16 protein-coding genes are annotated in these 16,129 nt (G+C 38.3%); 11 read left to right on the top strand and 5 right to left on the bottom strand.

What is annotated here, in order from left to right; genetic code table 11:
• Positions 1–24 precede the first annotated feature (24 nt).
• The 3 genes from ilvA (at position 25) to MMY79_RS07770 (ending at position 3,723) form a co-directional block, all read left to right on the top strand.
• Positions 25–1,572 (top strand): threonine ammonia-lyase, biosynthetic, encoded by a 1,548-nt coding sequence (ilvA, locus tag MMY79_RS07780; protein WP_252612790.1) that lies wholly within the window; start codon positions 25–27, stop codon positions 1,570–1,572.
• A 145-nt stretch (positions 1,573–1,717) separates the two neighbouring features.
• A complete protein-coding gene (locus tag MMY79_RS07775; protein ID WP_252612789.1) occupies positions 1,718–2,368 on the top strand; it encodes a TrkA family potassium uptake protein in 651 nt (216 codons plus the stop codon).
• A gap of 17 nt (positions 2,369–2,385) precedes the next feature.
• Entirely contained in the window at positions 2,386–3,723 is a 1,338-nt protein-coding gene (locus MMY79_RS07770; protein ID WP_151989137.1) for a TrkH family potassium uptake protein, read from the top strand.
• 42 nt (positions 3,724–3,765) lie between these two features.
• Here the strand turns inward: MMY79_RS07770 and MMY79_RS07765 are convergent, their stop codons facing one another.
• Positions 3,766–4,917 (bottom strand): phospholipase A, encoded by a 1,152-nt coding sequence (locus MMY79_RS07765; RefSeq protein WP_252612788.1) that lies wholly within the window; start codon positions 4,915–4,917, stop codon positions 3,766–3,768.
• A gap of 20 nt (positions 4,918–4,937) precedes the next feature.
• Entirely contained in the window at positions 4,938–7,877 is a 2,940-nt protein-coding gene (locus MMY79_RS07760; RefSeq protein WP_252612787.1) for an insulinase family protein, read from the bottom strand.
• A 380-nt stretch (positions 7,878–8,257) separates the two neighbouring features.
• On the opposite strand from MMY79_RS07760, the gene MMY79_RS07755 reads away from it, so the two are divergent.
• The 8 genes from MMY79_RS07755 (at position 8,258) to MMY79_RS07720 (ending at position 13,934) form a co-directional block, all read left to right on the top strand.
• Complete coding sequence (locus tag MMY79_RS07755; RefSeq protein ID WP_252612786.1) at positions 8,258–9,262, top strand: adenosine kinase; 1,005 nt, start codon at positions 8,258–8,260, stop codon at positions 9,260–9,262.
• 16 nt (positions 9,263–9,278) lie between these two features.
• A complete protein-coding gene (locus MMY79_RS07750; protein ID WP_252612785.1) occupies positions 9,279–9,587 on the top strand; it encodes a Rieske (2Fe-2S) protein in 309 nt (102 codons plus the stop codon).
• Positions 9,588–9,612: 25 nt separating this feature from the next.
• Entirely contained in the window at positions 9,613–10,221 is a 609-nt protein-coding gene (locus MMY79_RS07745; RefSeq protein ID WP_016137929.1) for an OB-fold-containig protein, read from the top strand.
• 378 nt (positions 10,222–10,599) lie between these two features.
• Complete coding sequence (cydP, locus tag MMY79_RS07740) at positions 10,600–10,794, top strand: cytochrome oxidase putative small subunit CydP (protein ID WP_003652097.1); 195 nt, start codon at positions 10,600–10,602, stop codon at positions 10,792–10,794.
• Positions 10,794–12,380 carry a cytochrome ubiquinol oxidase subunit I gene (locus tag MMY79_RS07735; protein WP_252613479.1) on the top strand — a complete coding sequence of 529 codons (1,587 nt, stop codon included), beginning with the start codon at positions 10,794–10,796 and terminating at the stop codon, positions 12,378–12,380. Before cydP ends, MMY79_RS07735 begins: the two co-directional genes overlap by 1 nt.
• Complete coding sequence (gene cydB / locus MMY79_RS07730) at positions 12,377–13,522, top strand: cytochrome d ubiquinol oxidase subunit II (protein ID WP_252612784.1); 1,146 nt, start codon at positions 12,377–12,379, stop codon at positions 13,520–13,522. Before MMY79_RS07735 ends, cydB begins: the two co-directional genes overlap by 4 nt.
• A 10-nt stretch (positions 13,523–13,532) precedes the next feature.
• The gene (cydX, locus tag MMY79_RS07725) at positions 13,533–13,634 is read left to right on the top strand and encodes a cytochrome bd-I oxidase subunit CydX (RefSeq protein WP_002120988.1); all 102 of its coding nucleotides are present in this window, start codon (positions 13,533–13,535) and stop codon (positions 13,632–13,634) included.
• Entirely contained in the window at positions 13,635–13,934 is a 300-nt protein-coding gene (locus tag MMY79_RS07720) for a cyd operon YbgE family protein (RefSeq protein ID WP_252613477.1), read from the top strand. It begins immediately after the preceding gene.
• 12 nt (positions 13,935–13,946) lie between these two features.
• On the opposite strand, the gene MMY79_RS07715 is transcribed toward MMY79_RS07720, so the two are convergent.
• From MMY79_RS07715 to MMY79_RS07705, 3 genes are all read right to left on the bottom strand, one after another.
• On the bottom strand, positions 13,947–14,471 hold the full coding sequence (locus MMY79_RS07715) for a GNAT family N-acetyltransferase (protein WP_252612783.1): 525 nt from the start codon (positions 14,469–14,471) through the stop codon (positions 13,947–13,949).
• 78 nt (positions 14,472–14,549) lie between these two features.
• Positions 14,550–15,221, bottom strand: a complete 672-nt coding sequence (locus MMY79_RS07710) for a DUF2057 domain-containing protein (RefSeq protein ID WP_252612782.1) — start codon at positions 15,219–15,221, stop codon at positions 14,550–14,552.
• Positions 15,222–15,438: 217 nt separating this feature from the next.
• A complete protein-coding gene (locus tag MMY79_RS07705) occupies positions 15,439–16,035 on the bottom strand; it encodes a nitroreductase family protein (protein ID WP_252612781.1) in 597 nt (198 codons plus the stop codon).
• Between the last annotated feature and the right edge of the window lie 94 nt (positions 16,036–16,129).

Raw genomic sequence — 16,129 nt, 5'->3', positions numbered from 1 at the left:
CTATTTTAAACTGTTATAGGGAAGATGAACATGCTGTCTCGTGTGGTACGACAAATTTTACAAGCAACGGTTTATGATGTTGCAATTGAAACGCCTCTCGAAGCAGCTCCACGAATTAGTCAAAAATTAAATAATACAATTCGTTTTAAGCGCGAAGATTTACAGCCTGTTTTTTCTTTTAAATTACGTGGCGCCTATAACCGTATTAGTCAGTTGCCTAAAGAAAAGCTCGAACGCGGGGTAATTTGTGCCTCTGCTGGCAACCATGCTCAAGGTGTAGCATTGTCAGGTCAACGCTTAGGAATTCCAGCAATTATTGTTATGCCAAGCACGACTCCTGACATTAAAGTTCAAGCAGTTAAACGCTTGGGTGGTCAAGTTGTGTTACATGGTGATAGTTTTGATATAGCAAATAAATATGCTCAGCAACGTGCCGAAGTTGAAGGCCTTGTATTCATTCCACCCTACGATGATGAACTTGTTATTGCTGGTCAAGGCACAATTGCAAATGAAATCTTACGTCAATGGCGTGATGTAGAATATGTGTTTGTTGCTGTAGGTGGTGGTGGCCTAATTTCAGGCGTAGCAGCATACCTTGGTGAAGTTGCGCCCCATGTGAAAATTATTGGCGTTGAATATGAAGAGTCTGCATGTTTAAAAGCAGCTTTAGAAGCCAATGAGCGAGTAATCTTGCCACATGTAGGCTTGTTTGCAGATGGCACAGCTGTTGCACAAATTGGCGCTTTACCATTTGATATTATTCGTCTGCGCAAATCTGATAACTCAGGACCAATTGTTGATCCAGATATTGTGACGGTAAATACAGATGAAATCTGTGCTGCCATTAAAGATACATTTGACGAAAACCGCAGCATTGTTGAACCATCTGGTGCAATGGCCCTTGCTGGTATCAAGAAATATATTACCGAACATAAAATCAGCAATAAAAATATGGTATCGATTGTATGCGGTGCCAATATGAACTTTGACCGCCTACGTTATATTGCTGAACGCACTGAGTTAGGTGAGCAACGTGAAGCGATCTATGCAGTAACTTTATCTGAAGAAAAAGGCGCATTCCTAGGCTTCTGCCGTGCTTTACAAGGTCGCAACATTACCGAGTTTAACTACCGAGCAAACAATACAGATGAAGCGCAAGTGTTCGTCGGTATTAGCTTAAAAGGTGGTGATGCAGAGCGTCATGAAATTTTAGAACAATTAAAGCAACAAAATTATGTAGTAGATGACCTATCTGATGATGAGGTTGCCAAACTACATATTCGTTATTTAATTGGTGGTCATGCAAATATAGATGATGAAAGATTGTTCCGCGTCGAGTTCCCTGAACGTCCAGGTGCCCTTTTAACCTTCTTAACTCGTTTAGGCCCAACCCACAATATTACGTTGTTCCATTATCGTAATCATGGCGCAGCAGAAGGACGTGTTTTAGTTGGTTTACAAGCAACCGATGCGAAACAAAACCCTGATGGTCTAATTGAAACTCTTGAGCAGATTAGTTATCCGTATGCAGAAATTACGAATAATGTCGGCTACAAACGTTTCTTGAAATAATCTTCAATTTTGATGAATAAGCCGACAAATTTGTCGGCTTATTCATATAATTCTTTTAATATTCTCATCATATTTACATTGCCTCTCTTTATCTCAAAGAAAATATCCTTAAAAATAAACGTCTAATCAGGAAACAAGGATCAATATGGCACAGTTTGCAGTCATTGGCTTAGGAAGTTTTGGAGCAACTGTTGCTCAAGAGCTCACAAAATTAAATCATGATGTTATTGGCATTGATACGGTAAAAAAGAATGTTGAAAATCTTGCCGACGTTTTAACTCATGCCGTCATTGCCGATGCGACTGACGAACACGTACTTGATGAACTTAACATTCAAAATTGTGATGCAGTAGTGGTCGCAATTGGTGAGGATATTGAAGCAAGCATCTTATGTGTACTGAATTTAAAAAATTTAGGTATAGACAAGATTTGGGTAAAGGCAAAAACTAAAGCACATCACACTATTTTGTCACATCTCAATATCAATAAAATTATTCATCCTGAAGAAGATATGGGGGTACGAGTTGCCCAAGCACTGAACTACCCCATGGTTAGTCGCTATATGTCTTTAGAAGACGATCACTACATTATAAAAATTGAAATTCCCGAGAGGCTTAATGGCATTAACTTATATGGCATTATGCAGCAAGCACCACAGGTTAAAACATTACTCGTAAAAAGACAGCAGCAAATTTTATTTGAGACCGAAGAAAATTTCACCTTGCAAACACATGACATTCTTATTTTAGAAGGTCATTTACCTCAGTTAAAGAAACTTTCTCATTGCTTCATATAAGAGGCGAAATCTAGAATATGTCTATATATCCCAAGCCCAATAAAACATTAAATTTAAGCCCTCCTTCACTATTAGCACTGGGTTTTTTGGGCTTTATTATTTTTGGCACTTTATTACTAAAACTGCCATTTGCCAATACGGGTCATGTGAGCTGGATGGATGCACTCTTTACAGCCACCTCAGCAGTCACAATTACTGGCCTATCTGTTTTAAATATTCATGAGTCTTTTACCCTGTTTGGACAAACCATTATTCTATTGCTGATTCAATCAGGTGGTTTGGGTTTCATGACTTTTGCCATCTTAGCTGCATTAAGTTTGTCACCCAAAGTTGGCCTTAAACAACAAATGATGGCACAAGATAGTCTTGGTCAAACGAGTCTATCAAAAGTTACGTTTGTTGCTAAAGGAGTTGTCACTTACACCCTTATTTTTGAGCTTATTGGTACAATTATTCTCACGACTGCTTTTACACCGACTTACGGCTTTGCACGTGGATTGTACTATGCGATTTTTTACAGTATTTCCTCATTTAACAATGCGGGTTTTTCATTATTTTCTAACAGCTTAATCAGTTTTCAAAGCAACTATATGATTTGTATAACTGTTAGCATACTTTACACCTTGGGTGGCCTTGGCTTTTTAGTTCTCATGGACATTAAGCAAAATAAAAAATGGAAAAAACTCACCCCGAATAGCAAGCTGATTCTTACAACTATTACGGTGATTAACCTTATTGCCTTTATTTTAATTTGGGCCTTAGAAGCTCAAAATCCTCATACCCTAGGAATGCTCAGTGTAGGTGATCAAGCATTAAATGCTTGGTTTCAAGCCACTGTTCCGCGCTCATCAGGGTTTAATACTATTGATACAGGTGCAATGACCAATAGCAGCTCTCTACTCATGATGTTGCTTATGTTTATTGGTGGTGGCTCACTCAGTACAGCTGGTGGAATTAAAGTTGGCACCTTTGTCATTTTAGTGCTCAGTGTGATTTCATTTTTACGTCGTACAGATGAAATCCGAATATTTAATCATTCAGTCGCACACGAAACGACTTATAAAGCTTTAGCTGTTACTGCAATTACGAGCATACTCATTTTCATAGGATTCTTTATTATTTTGCTTTTAGAGCCTAAAGCAGACTTTATGAACTTGCTTTTTGAGGTTGTTTCCGCAGCTTGTACTGTGGGACTTTCGCGAGGAATTACACCAGAGCTGCATAATGGTAGTTTATTCATTCTAAGCCTGCTCATGTTTGCTGGGCGACTCGGTCCATTAACACTGGCTTATTTAATTGCCACGCCGAAAAAAAGTCGGCTCAAACACCCTCAAGCCAACATTCAAATTGGATAATAAAAAAGCTGCTTTTAAAGCGGCTTTTTTATAAGTAAAAACTTAGTACCAATTCATGAGTGAAACACCCAAGCCCGCGTAGGTTGCTCGGTGGTTATAGTCAATTAAGCTTTCACCGTAACCATTAAATAACTGGAAGTGTCCACGCAGTTTGCCACTAATTGGAAAAGCCCAATCAAATTGAACAGCGCCATGAGAATCATCACCGCCTTTCAATGAATGACGCAGCATTAAAGAGAAATCATTCTGCTTCCACTTATAAAATGCTGTTAAATCACCACGACCAACGTAATCTTCAATATCCGGGTTATTATCATCTTTGCTGTCTTCTTCAAGACGAATCCATGGACGAAGCATTACAGCAAAGTTACCGCGCTCTAATCCAACGTTAAAAATCACACGGTTCCAGCTACGAGATAATGGATCTGAACGACCATTTGATTGATGGTTTAAAGTAACTCCAAGCAGACGCCCATCTAAACCAAGCAATTCATAGTTTGTTCTAAACATTAAACTTGCTTCAGGCTCATAATTCGTTTCACGAAAAGGACGAGACTCTTCAGCATTAAATGTCTGCCAACGTGAAGATTGGGTATAACCTACCCACAAATCACCATTATTACCAAAAATATTTTCCCAAGCTTTGGTCTTTAAAGAAATCTGAAATTTACTTTCTGTTGATTTCAGATTTTGATCTTCTGTTACCGTATTATTTGGGTTCGGACTATGTGGCAACTCATTTTTGTCACTGGTCCAGAATACAGGTAGTAAATAGACGGGCTGATAAGCACGAATATTCCAAACCCCTAGTTTACTTTTTTCAGACAACTCCCAACGTTGATCTAGCAAAGAAGTAGTAGGTTCAATTTTCGGTGCTTTACCAATTATTTTGATATTACTCACTGTATCTACCACCTTCTCTTTAAAAGTTTCAGGTGGAACAGCAGGTGCATCAATTTTTTTAACAGGCTCTGGTACAGCCGCAGCTTGAATAGCTGGTAAAGCTGACGGTTTAAATACAGAGTCATAACAAGCCAGACGATCGGCATTCGAAGCAAGAGCAACACATGCATCTACTGTCGCGGGGGTTACAGGTGCCAAGGTGTCAGCATATGTCACAGACGCACACAAACAGCTAAGCACGATTCCCATGCTTAGCTGTAAAGATGTGCGTTCAAATTGTCTGAACGCCATGTTCATCTCCAATTTTTATTTTAATTCACTTGTTGAATGGTAAAACCTAACTGTTGCAATTCATCACGTTTCGCAAATGGCGCAACTACAGCTTTTACAGGAGTTTGCTCAACCAAATATTGACGAGCAACACGTTGTAAATCATCTAAAGTTACATGCAACAATCTCTCACGCAAGAGACGGCGGAAAGCTGGTGTTCTTGCATGCAATAATGCATAACATGCAGTAATCGCCTCACCCGCTGGTGAACCTGGCTTATCCATACTTGCAACTAACCCAAGAATCGCTTCTTCAAGCTGATGAGGCTGTTGTTCCGTATTTAATAACCATTGCACACTTGCTTCAAAGTCTTTAAAAGTTTCTGCTAAACGCGGATCACGGTAACTATAGAAACGGAATGAACATGCATTCCCATCATAACTTGCTCCACCACCGTACGCACCGCCTTTCTCACGAATGGCGCTGTGTAAGAACCCATTACGTAAATAAGCTGCCAATACCATTAACGGAGCTGCATCTGGATGTGACACGTCCACCGCTTGATAAGCTGAAGCACAGAACTGAACATTTGCCTGAATTAACCATGCTTCATGATTATTATCATTTGCCTGTTCTACCTGAGTTAACTCTGTTGCAGTTGCATCAACGTTTAGTTTATCCCAAACATTCTGCACTTCTTCAACTAAACGTTCAGACTGATGTTCTTCACATACAAGCAAGAACTGTTTAGGTGCTTGCAATAATTTAAGATGAATACGCTTTAACTCTGCAATCAAATCATCATATGTAGCAGAGTCTTGAGTAATCTTTGTAACAAGCTCACCTAACCAGTTTAATGCACCTAAACCAGTGTTTTGATAGTCGCGTTGAGCCAATGCACTCATATTACGTGACGCGACTTGCATTGCGTAGCTATGGCCCGCTCCAGATAAGCGAGATTGCCAACGTGTTTTACGTTGTTGCAATAACTCAATAATTCGCTCTTTCTCATCAAATCGAAGCTGTTCAAATGCTAATTTTAATAAATGAATGGCATCAAACTTCTGAGTTAACGATTTAGTCGTTAAGGTTAACCAAGCACTAATTTTATCTTTGTCATCAACTTTACTACGCAATGAAGCGCCCATTCCTAAACCACCACTTACCGCCGTTTGTAAGTTTTGTAGTTCAAGATAGTCATATTCACCTGCACCCACTTCGCCCATCAAGATAGAAAGCAAATTGAAGTACGGTGACTTCACAATATCTTCAGGAATCTGAATAAGTACTTGTTGATAGTAAATACCATTCGTACCAGCATGGTACAAATTCAACGGCGTATCCATACGATTACAAAGAATTTCGCGTAATTGACCCTGTACAATATGCAAGTCAGCAGGCACATCTTCCAGACCTACTTTTGGTAATAGTTCAAGGTTGTCTGGAGTATCCTGACGCTCCTCTAGAGCCTTGGTATTAGCGATAATTTCAGCCTTATCAGCATCTGTTAACTTTTCACCAATAGCAGCTAAACGTGCTTTTTCTGCTTCCTGCTCTTTTACAGACTTAGTTGGGTCTGGAACTAGGGTCATCTGCACACGATGTGAATTGTCGAGTAAATGTGTTTGAATCAGATTTGATAACCACATTGGGTCTTTCAACTCTTCTTTAACTTGTGCAATTGCGCTGTCAACATCCCAGATTTGAATTGGGTCATTATGGTGAATCGCACCGCTTAAGCCATTTAAAATTAAACTTAAGCCATAAGGTGTACCATCACCATTAATTTCACGTTGATGCAACTCAATCTGATGTAAGATTGCATCGACTAAATTACTGTCAATTGGTTTTGCAGCAACATCACGCAGAATATTTAAAACACCATCTTTAAAGCTTTGTGCATGTTCTGGGTTTGAACCTTGGACACCACAGTAGAAAGTCATTTCAAAGTTACTGTCATCTACGCCCATTAATGGACCTGTTGATTGAGCATAACCACATGTTTCTAGGTAATGACGCAGTGGTGAAGCAGAATTTTCTAACAAAATTCCTTCAACCAAACGCATTCCCAAACGCAATTTCACTTCATTTGCTTCTGGTAATAACCAAGATAGAACGTGATAAGTTTTATCTTTTAAATCATCACTATCAACACCATAGTTTTCTGTTACTTCAATTGGCGCTGCTAAACGTTTTTCAGGCTTAGAATATAGAGTTGTTCCAGCAGAAAACTTATGTAGAGCTAGTTTTTCAAATTGCTCTTGCAACTCGTACGCTGTTTGATTACCAAAGGTCATGAATACAGCATTACTTGGATGGTAATGTACCTTGTAAAAATCGACTAACTGCTCATACGTTAAATCAGGAATATCTTTCGGGTCGCCGCCTGAGTTGTAATGATAGGTCGTTTCAGGAAATAAATGATGAGCCAACTGATGATAAAGTTGGTCAGACGGTGCACTCATCGCACCTTTCATTTCATTAAAAACAACACCTTTATAAACAGGTTGCCCATTTTCTAGTTCAATACGAATACCTTCTTGAGCAAAATCAAGCGGATTCAAATTAGCAGCAAATGCTGCATCAAGATAAACAGAGAGTAAGTTTTGGAAATCTTTTTTGTTTTGAGTAGCAAATGGATACGCAGTCCAATCTGCTGCTGTAAATGCGTTCATGAACGTATTTAAAGAACGGCGAATCATTAAAAAGAACGGATCACGTACCGGAAACTTTTCAGATCCACACAAAGCGGTATGTTCTAAAATATGTGCCGTGCCTTTAGAGTCCATAGGTTGTGTTCTAAAAGCAACAAGAAATACATTTTCATCATAGTCAGTTGCCAAGTGATAATGCACCGCACCTGTGACTTTATGCTTATATTCAGACACTAAAATATCTAATGCTTCTACATGGTGCTGACGTAGCAACTGAAACGCAGGGTGAACAGTTTGAGAAATGGTTTCAGTGACATCTACAGTCATGTGATCTCCTAACATATCGGATAAGTGAATAAGTCTCATTATAGCCTGAGTCAGCTTGAGATTGGCGAACAAAAGCCAAGTAAAATACTATGTTTTTGTTGAGTATTAGTTTTCATTGGCACGGCTTTGATATCAAGCACATAGCCATGAATGCTTCATCCTACCAGAACAAAAGCTTTTAATTCTATGTATATGATAGATATTGAATAAAAAAGCTTATCAATTTTATCTCAACGACCTATCTTCTGATCCCAAGAATATTCAAACAACAATATTTCTCCACTTTTTTTGAATTAACTGAATTTTATTCAACAAACTACAGCAAATCCAAGCAATGGTGTAAACTTAGCAACCTGATTTTTTTATTTGTGACAACACATATGGCAACTGTAGATCTTTTTGCAATTGGTAATGCATTAATCGACCAAGAATTTAAAGTGTCTGATGATTTTCTTAGTCAACAAGGTTTGCAAAAAGGCACAATGCAGTTGTCCGATGGTGACACTCAATCTGCTCTTTATGCAGAGTTAAAACAGCACCAAGATTACAAAGGTCAAGCGAGTGGCGGTTCCGCGGCAAATACGACCGTGGCTTTTAGTGCATTAGGTGGAACTGCTTTTTATGGTTGCCGCGTTGGTAACGATGATTTAGGTTCAATTTATCTGCAAGGTCTAAATGAAGCTAACATCCAGACCACACCAAAATCGATCAGTGAAGGCGTAACTGGTACCTGTATGGTACTCATTAGCCCTGACTCTGAACGCACGATGCACACCTATTTGGGTATTACTGCTGAACTCTCTCAAGATCAAATCGATTTTGAACCATTAAAAACAGCAAAATGGCTTTATATTGAAGGTTATCTTTCTACAAGTGAAACAGCGCGTAAAGCTGTAAAACAAGCGAGAGAAATTGCAAAAGCAAATGGCGTTAAAATCGCTCTATCTCTTTCAGATCCAGCTATGGTGCAATACGCTCGTGAAGGTTTGCAAGAACTTATGGATGATGGTGTAGATTTACTATTTTGCAATGAACAAGAAGCCTTAATGTATACAAATACAACATCTGTAGAAGATGCTCTTGCTCAGTTACGTTTTAAAAATCATACAGTAGTCATTACACAAAGTGCTAAAGGTGCTTTAGTTTCTAACCCTACTGAACATTTCCATGTAGCAGGCCGTCATGTAGAAGCCGTTGATACAAATGGTGCAGGCGATGCATTTGCAGGCGCATTCCTTTATGCCCTCAACCATCATCAAGATTTGAATGCTGCTGCACAGTTAGCTGTCTTAATTTCGAGTGAAGTTGTTTCTCAATTTGGCCCACGTTTAGCAATTAATGATTATGCTAAACTTCTTGAAAATTTTCAGAAGGAATGTGCTTGAAATGGAAAGGATCTGTATGACGGAAGAAGTTCCTGAGCGCGAAGCTAGGGCTTTTGACACTTTACAAGGAACGACTATTTTCGTTACGCAACGTGACGGCGCATTCTATGCTTATCAGAATTTATGCCCTCACCTACAAACTGAGCTTGAATATCTAGAAAATCAATTTCTAGATCAAGACAAAGAATATATCCAATGCTCTACCCACGGTGCTTTATTTAACGTGGAAACAGGCGAATGTATTTCAGGTCCTTGTCTAGGTGATTTTTTAAATAAAGTTGAGCTTAAAGTACATTCAGATGGCGGTATCTATATTGTAGACTGAAGCTATAAACATTAGAGTTTCTGCCATGGCTGATTTCTTTTTCAATTATTATCTTATGCCATTTCACTTAAGTGTAGTGGCTTTGATATTGCTCAGCGTGGTAGAAACCATTGGTATGTATATTGGACTCCGTCCAAGTCAGTTACTTAAAAAAATTGCACCAGATTGGCTTTCTAACTCACCGCTACTTAATGTTAAATTTTCTAAAGCTTTAATTTTCGTTTTTTTACTCATTAATTTCAGTTATGCAGGTTATTTTTTACAACTCTCTTTCTTCGCAATACAACATTATTTTATTTCACCATTTTATTTAATCGTCCCAGCCCTTGTGATCGCAATCTTTTTTACTGTGTTCATGATTCACTGCCTTGACCAAGTGATTAAGCCCAAGCTTACTCATACTAACTATAACCTTTTAGGCCGATTAGCAACCATTTCTAGTGGTAATGCTAGACCAGGCTTTTCTGCTCAAGCACGCGTACGTGATGAATTTGGCCAGCTTCACTATGTTCAAGTAGAACCAGAATACGGCGAACTCGAATTACATTCTCAAGTTATTCTTGTCAGAGTACATAAAAGCCATTATGTTGCCAAAAAAATCTCTGTATCAAACGATCTTTTCGCACCCGATTAATTTTCAATAATTCTTATAGTCCATTATTGCTCTTCGCAGGCTTTATTACGCCCTAATTTTATTATTCTCTTTTTAATTAGTTATTTATTATTCCGATCAATTTGGTTAGAAATAAAATCATTAGACATTATACTCAACCATTTTAGTTGGTATTAAATTAAAACAAACTATTTTAATAAGATTTATATTTTTATTTACAAGTGTTTTAGTAGGAATTAATAATCAATTCAAACTATTTTAGTATGATATTTATTTTAAAATATTAAGTATTTGTTTTATATGGATTAATAATTTAAATATCCATTTTAAATATATTTAATGTTTATTTTTATTATATTTTGATTAATAATAAAATTAATATCAAATGAGGTTTAATTAATGAGCCTTAATTTTCAAAATCTTAATAGTCGTTTAATTAAAGAAATCACTATTATTCTAATAATAAAAATAGTGCTTCTTTTAACGATTAAACATATTTGGTTTGATGCTCCCACCATCCCCAAAAATTTCGACAATCAGGTCGCTGAGCATATTGCTGGTGACAACATTTCTAATATTAAGGAGACACGTTGATGATTTCTGAAAGCGTGGTTGATCTTTCGCGGTTTCAATTTGCAATGACCGCAATGTATCACTTTCTTTTCGTCCCTTTAACTTTAGGTTTGGCATTTATCCTTGCCATCATGGAAACCACCTATGTCATTTCTGGTAAAGAAATTTACAAAGATATGACTAAATTTTGGGGAAAATTATTTGGTATTAACTTCGCTTTAGGGGTAACGACTGGCTTAACAATGGAATTCCAGTTTGGAACGAACTGGGCTTATTACTCACACTATGTAGGTGATATTTTCGGTGCACCACTGGCAATTGAAGGCCTGATGGCGTTCTTCCTTGAGTCGACATTTATTGGTTTATTCTTCTTTGGATGGGATCGATTAACTAAGGTTCAGCATTTAGGAGTAACTTGGTTAGTTGCACTAGGTTCTAACATGTCGGCACTCTGGATTTTAGTGGCGAATGGTTGGATGCAAAACCCAGTAGGTGCAGAATTCAACTTTGAAACCATGCGTATGGAGCTAGTGGATTTCGGTGCGCTTATCTTTAACCCTGTTGCTCAGGTTAAATTCGTCCACACTGTATCTGCGGGTTATGTAACTGGTGCAATTTTTGTTCTTGCCATCTCAAGCTACTACTTGCTTAAAAAACGCGATCTACCTTTCGCCCGTCGTTCATTTGCAATTGCTGCGATTTTCGGCCTTGCATCTACACTTTCAGTAATTTTATTAGGTGATGAATCTGGCTATGAGCTAGGTGATGTTCAAAAAACCAAATTGGCTGCAATTGAAGCTGAATGGGATACTCACCCTGCTCCTGCTCCGTTTACTTTGTTTGGTGTACCAAACCATGAAGAGATGCGGACAGATTATGCAGTTAAAATCCCATATGCATTAGGTTTAATTGCAACTCGCTCAACAACCAAAGAAGTTACCGGCCTTAAAGATCTCATGCAGCAGCACGAAGTTCGTATTCGTAACGGTATGCTTGCCTATGCTGAACTTGAAAAATTACGTGCAGGTGATCGCTCACCAGAGCTATTAGCTTCATTTGAAAAAAATCAAAAAGATCTAGGTTATGGCCTACTTCTTAAGAAATATGCACCGAATGTAGTCGATGCAAGCGAGCAAAATATTAAAGCCGCTGTAAAAGATACAGTTCCAAATGTTACAGCACTATTTTTCTCTTTCCGAGCAATGGTTGCCTCTGGCTTCTTAATGCTATTACTTTTCATTTTAGCAACTTGGGCTGTAGCAAAAAGAAATGCTGAAAATAAACCTTGGCTACTTAAATATGCATTGTTTGGTCTGCCACTTCCTTGGATTGCTGCACAAACTGGTTGGTATGTAGCTGAAGGCGGCCGTCAACCATGGTCTATTGGTGAAATTTTACCAACCCACCTATCTACTTCTAGTTTAAGTACTGGTGATGTATGGGGTTCGATTCTTGCGCTAGCAGCGTTCTATACCGCACTTTTAATTATTGAAATGTACTTAATGATTAAGTTTGCTCGCTTAGGGCCAAGTTCTTTGCACACTGGTAAATATCATTTTGAAAAGCAAGAACCGAAAACAGCAGTTAATGGGGAGGCCTTATCATGATTGAATATGAACTATTAAAAATCATTTGGTGGGTGTTAGTTGGCGTACTACTAATCGGCTTCGCTCTTACCGATGGCTTCGATATGGGTTCCATGGCTCTTATGCCTTTCGTTGGAAAAACTGATAGCGAACGCCGTGCTGCAATCAACACGATTGCACCGCATTGGGATGGGAATCAGGTTTGGTTTATTACAGCGGGCGGTGCACTATTTGCTGCATGGCCAATGGTCTATTCCGTTGCTTTTTCGGGCATGTACTGGGCACTACTGTTAGTTTTATTCGCGCTTTTCCTACGACCAGTAGGTTTTGATTACCGCTCTAAACTTGCAAATACCAAATGGCGTAATTCTTGGGACTGGGGCCTGTGCATTGGTGGTGCTGTTCCAGCCCTTGTATTCGGTGTTGCCTTCGGTAACTTATTTCTGGGCTTACCATTTAGTTTAGATGACACGTTACGCTCTGAATATACTGGCAGCTTTTTTGCCCTTCTCAACCCGTTTGCCCTAATTTGTGGTGTTGTCAGTTTATCTATGCTCTGTGCACATGGTGGTGCATGGCTCATGTTGCGTACAGACGATGCATTAAAGCAGCGCTCTGCCAAAGCAACGCAGATCATGGCAGCTATATTTTTAATATGTTTCCTTGTGATTGGGGCATGGCTGTATTTCGGGCAAGTTCCTGGTTATAGCTATGCTGTTGCTATTAATCCAAATGCTGCACTCAACCCTTTAGCTAAAGAAGTGGTGACTAATAGCAACCCTGGCTGGATGAACAATTACAGCACCTATCCAATGACTAAAGTTGCTCCAGTTCTTGCAATCTTAGGCGCAATTATTGCAGTTTTTGCCTCATCAAAAGCAAAAGCAGGCTTAAGTTTCACTGGCACAAGTTTAATGATTGTCGGAGCGATTTTAACCGCTGGTTTTGCATTATTCCCATTCTTGCTTCCATCTAGCATTAATCCTAATTCTAGTTTGACAATGTGGGACGCTGTGTCAAGCCATCTTACATTAGGTGTTATGACTGTAGCTGCTGGAATTTTTGTACCACTCATTTTGATCTATACCAGTTGGTCTTATTACAAAATGTGGGGCGTTATTACCAACAAACACATCGAGTCAAACTCGCATAGCTTGTATTAAGGAGAAGTAAATGTGGTATTTCGCATGGATCCTTGGCATTTTGATGGCATGTTTTGCAGGTGTACTCAGTGCACTTTATATCGAACATCATCAAGATCTAGATGAGGAATAAATCATGGCAAAAGCAATGACAGCATCAAATCATCGAAAAGCTCAAGCATTTGCAATGGCCCTTTCTTTTCTGTTGGCATTGCCTCTTGCTGCAATTTTGTTGGTTTACCCTTCACTCATGCTAGATGCTAACGGACACTATAATCATAGCCAACTCATGTTAGTGATGATTGGTATTTCTGGTGGCTTTATTTACGGAGTGGGTTTCGTACCTAGCTTCTGGTTATGGAAATGGCTATTTAGCCCATGGGTAGCTTGGCCTCTCATGCTTTTAGGCTATTACATCTGGTTTCTAACCTAAACAAAAAAGACCTCATTTGAGGTCTTTTTTCATTTCAATCAACTTAATAGGTACCATTGGCACGCCTACATTTGCTTCAACTGGATACGGCTGTTCATTACCAGTTTTCACATATCCACGTCGTTCATAATAAGCTATCAATTCCGAACGAACATCCAACACATACATGACGGCATTGACCAGATGAGGATCTTCTTTCAATGCATATTGCTCGGCATATTCCAAAACAGATCGGCCTATTCTCATGTTTTGAACATGAGGGTCTGTACAAAACGTTCCAACCTCAACCTGATTATTTTCAAATGTGAGACCAATACATGCAACAATTTTAGAAGAATTAGCTTCCGCTACCAATAATATAGAATTCGCAAACTGTAGCTGTTCTTCTAATTGATGCTCTGTAATACGCTGTCCTTTTACCCACTCAAGCTCTGTTGTCCAACTTCGACCTTGTTGTTCTCGATAAGACTTGTTAATTAAATCTATGAGTTGTGGAATGTCAGCAAATTGAGCTAAACGGAAATTTAAATTAGTCATAAAGTATACTTAGGCTATTTATAAAAATTCTAAAAATAAAGCCGATATTAAATCGGCTTTATTTTAAATAGCAATTAATTAATTTGATTGTTCAGCTAACCATGCCATAAATTTTTGACGCTCAGCTTTTGAGGCTTTCTGCCAAGTTTCCACTAAACGTTGATCATTCGTTTGTGCTACACCCGTTACTGGCATAGACGTTGGAGCTGGTACAACAACCTGAGCAGAAGTAGGTTTAGCCGATGCATACACAGCTTCAGGCTGTGGTTTAGATGATTTAGTCGTAAAATCACTTACTTTACCCAGTAAGCCAGTTGCAAACCATGGTTTTGCTTCATTGTTCGCACCCGTTTGTTTCACAATTAATTCATTATTTGCACTGTACAAAGCAACTGTTGGTTGCTCAGCATATTTTTTCGCATTTTCATAATCTTTAGGTACATCTACCATCGAAAGCTTATAAGTTTTCCCATCTTGCAATGTAGGTGTTTGAATTGTAACTACGCCAGATTTAACAATGTCATGCTCACCATTTAAATGTTCAAAATATTCTTGGTAACGCACACTTAAGCTGGTTTCACCTGCATCGACTTTATAATTATTTTTAGATGAACGAAATAACCCAGAATTGACTTCTTGACCATTCACAGCAAGGATTACAATTTCCTCTGGTGCTGTAATTGTAACTGCTGAAAATACCGAACCGCTGAGTAATAAACCAATTGCAGCAACACTTAATCTTAAAGTCATCTGTCTCTTTCTCTATATTTGATAAGCTATGAAATCATGAGCAATATGCAATATGATTGTGACTATTTTATGACAGTGTAGTTATTGGCTAATTTTTCGATTTATTATTTTTAATTATATAATTGAATTTAATCAATATCTATTTTACTTCGCCTTTTCATTAATTCTCAAAACATAAAAAAAGAGCACCTATTTGGGTGCTCTTTTTAACTTTCAATTAGTTGAAAGTTTTGAAACGATCAGCATCATTAATAAATGCTTTTTCGCCTGCTGGTGCTTCAACTGAACCAAATACTAATTGAGCACGTAATTTCCAATTTGCTGGTACATCAAATGCTTCAGCTGCTTCAGCATCAACAATCGGGTTATAGTGCTGCAAAGATGCACCTAAACCAAGCTCTGAAAGTGCTGTCCAAGTCGCAAACTGTGCAATCGCAGTTGAATGCTCAGACCAAACTGGGAAGTTGTCTGCATATAATTCAAATTGCTCTTGTAAGCTTTTAACAACAGCTTGGTCTTCATAAAATAATACAGTACCAACGCCAGCTACAAAGCTATCAATTTTTGTGTTTGTACCAGCAAAAGCATCTGCAGGAACAATTTTACGTAATGCTTCACGAACTAAATTCCAGAATTTAGCATGCGATTCACCATAAAGTGTCACTACACGTGAAGATTGCGAGTTAAAAGCTGAAGGACTATGTTTAACCGCCTCACGAATTGTTTCTTCAATTTTTGTGCGATCTAATGCAACATTTTTACCAATTGCATAAATAGTACGACGATTTTTAATTTTATCTAAGAAAGTAGACATTTTGTTATTTCCTACCTATTGATTGACCATGGGCCGTTGTTTGGGAATGAATACAGTGTATTGAACTCATTTTTTATAATCAGCATTAAAAATA

The organism is Acinetobacter sp. XS-4, assembly GCF_023920705.1.
Taxonomy (GTDB): domain Bacteria; phylum Pseudomonadota; class Gammaproteobacteria; order Pseudomonadales; family Moraxellaceae; genus Acinetobacter.
Note: the sequence above shows the minus strand (reverse complement) of the source record. Positions and strands in the feature narration are given on the sequence as shown.

Coding starts and splice junctions, on each gene's coding strand:
- MMY79_RS07755 (WP_252612786.1), top strand. CDS start 8,258: ATGGCAACTGTAGATCTTTTTGCAATTGGTAATGCATTAATCGACCAA.
- MMY79_RS07760 (WP_252612787.1), bottom strand. CDS start 7,877: ATGACTGTAGATGTCACTGAAACCATTTCTCAAACTGTTCACCCTGCG.
- MMY79_RS07775 (WP_252612789.1), top strand. CDS start 1,718: ATGGCACAGTTTGCAGTCATTGGCTTAGGAAGTTTTGGAGCAACTGTT.
- MMY79_RS07705 (WP_252612781.1), bottom strand. CDS start 16,035: ATGTCTACTTTCTTAGATAAAATTAAAAATCGTCGTACTATTTATGCA.
- MMY79_RS07750 (WP_252612785.1), top strand. CDS start 9,279: ATGACGGAAGAAGTTCCTGAGCGCGAAGCTAGGGCTTTTGACACTTTA.
- cydX (WP_002120988.1), top strand. CDS start 13,533: ATGTGGTATTTCGCATGGATCCTTGGCATTTTGATGGCATGTTTTGCA.
- MMY79_RS07735 (WP_252613479.1), top strand. CDS start 10,794: ATGATTTCTGAAAGCGTGGTTGATCTTTCGCGGTTTCAATTTGCAATG.
- MMY79_RS07710 (WP_252612782.1), bottom strand. CDS start 15,221: ATGACTTTAAGATTAAGTGTTGCTGCAATTGGTTTATTACTCAGCGGT.
- MMY79_RS07770 (WP_151989137.1), top strand. CDS start 2,386: ATGTCTATATATCCCAAGCCCAATAAAACATTAAATTTAAGCCCTCCT.
- cydP (WP_003652097.1), top strand. CDS start 10,600: ATGAGCCTTAATTTTCAAAATCTTAATAGTCGTTTAATTAAAGAAATC.
- MMY79_RS07765 (WP_252612788.1), bottom strand. CDS start 4,917: ATGGCGTTCAGACAATTTGAACGCACATCTTTACAGCTAAGCATGGGA.
- cydB (WP_252612784.1), top strand. CDS start 12,377: ATGATTGAATATGAACTATTAAAAATCATTTGGTGGGTGTTAGTTGGC.
- ilvA (WP_252612790.1), top strand. CDS start 25: ATGAACATGCTGTCTCGTGTGGTACGACAAATTTTACAAGCAACGGTT.
- MMY79_RS07715 (WP_252612783.1), bottom strand. CDS start 14,471: ATGACTAATTTAAATTTCCGTTTAGCTCAATTTGCTGACATTCCACAA.
- MMY79_RS07745 (WP_016137929.1), top strand. CDS start 9,613: ATGGCTGATTTCTTTTTCAATTATTATCTTATGCCATTTCACTTAAGT.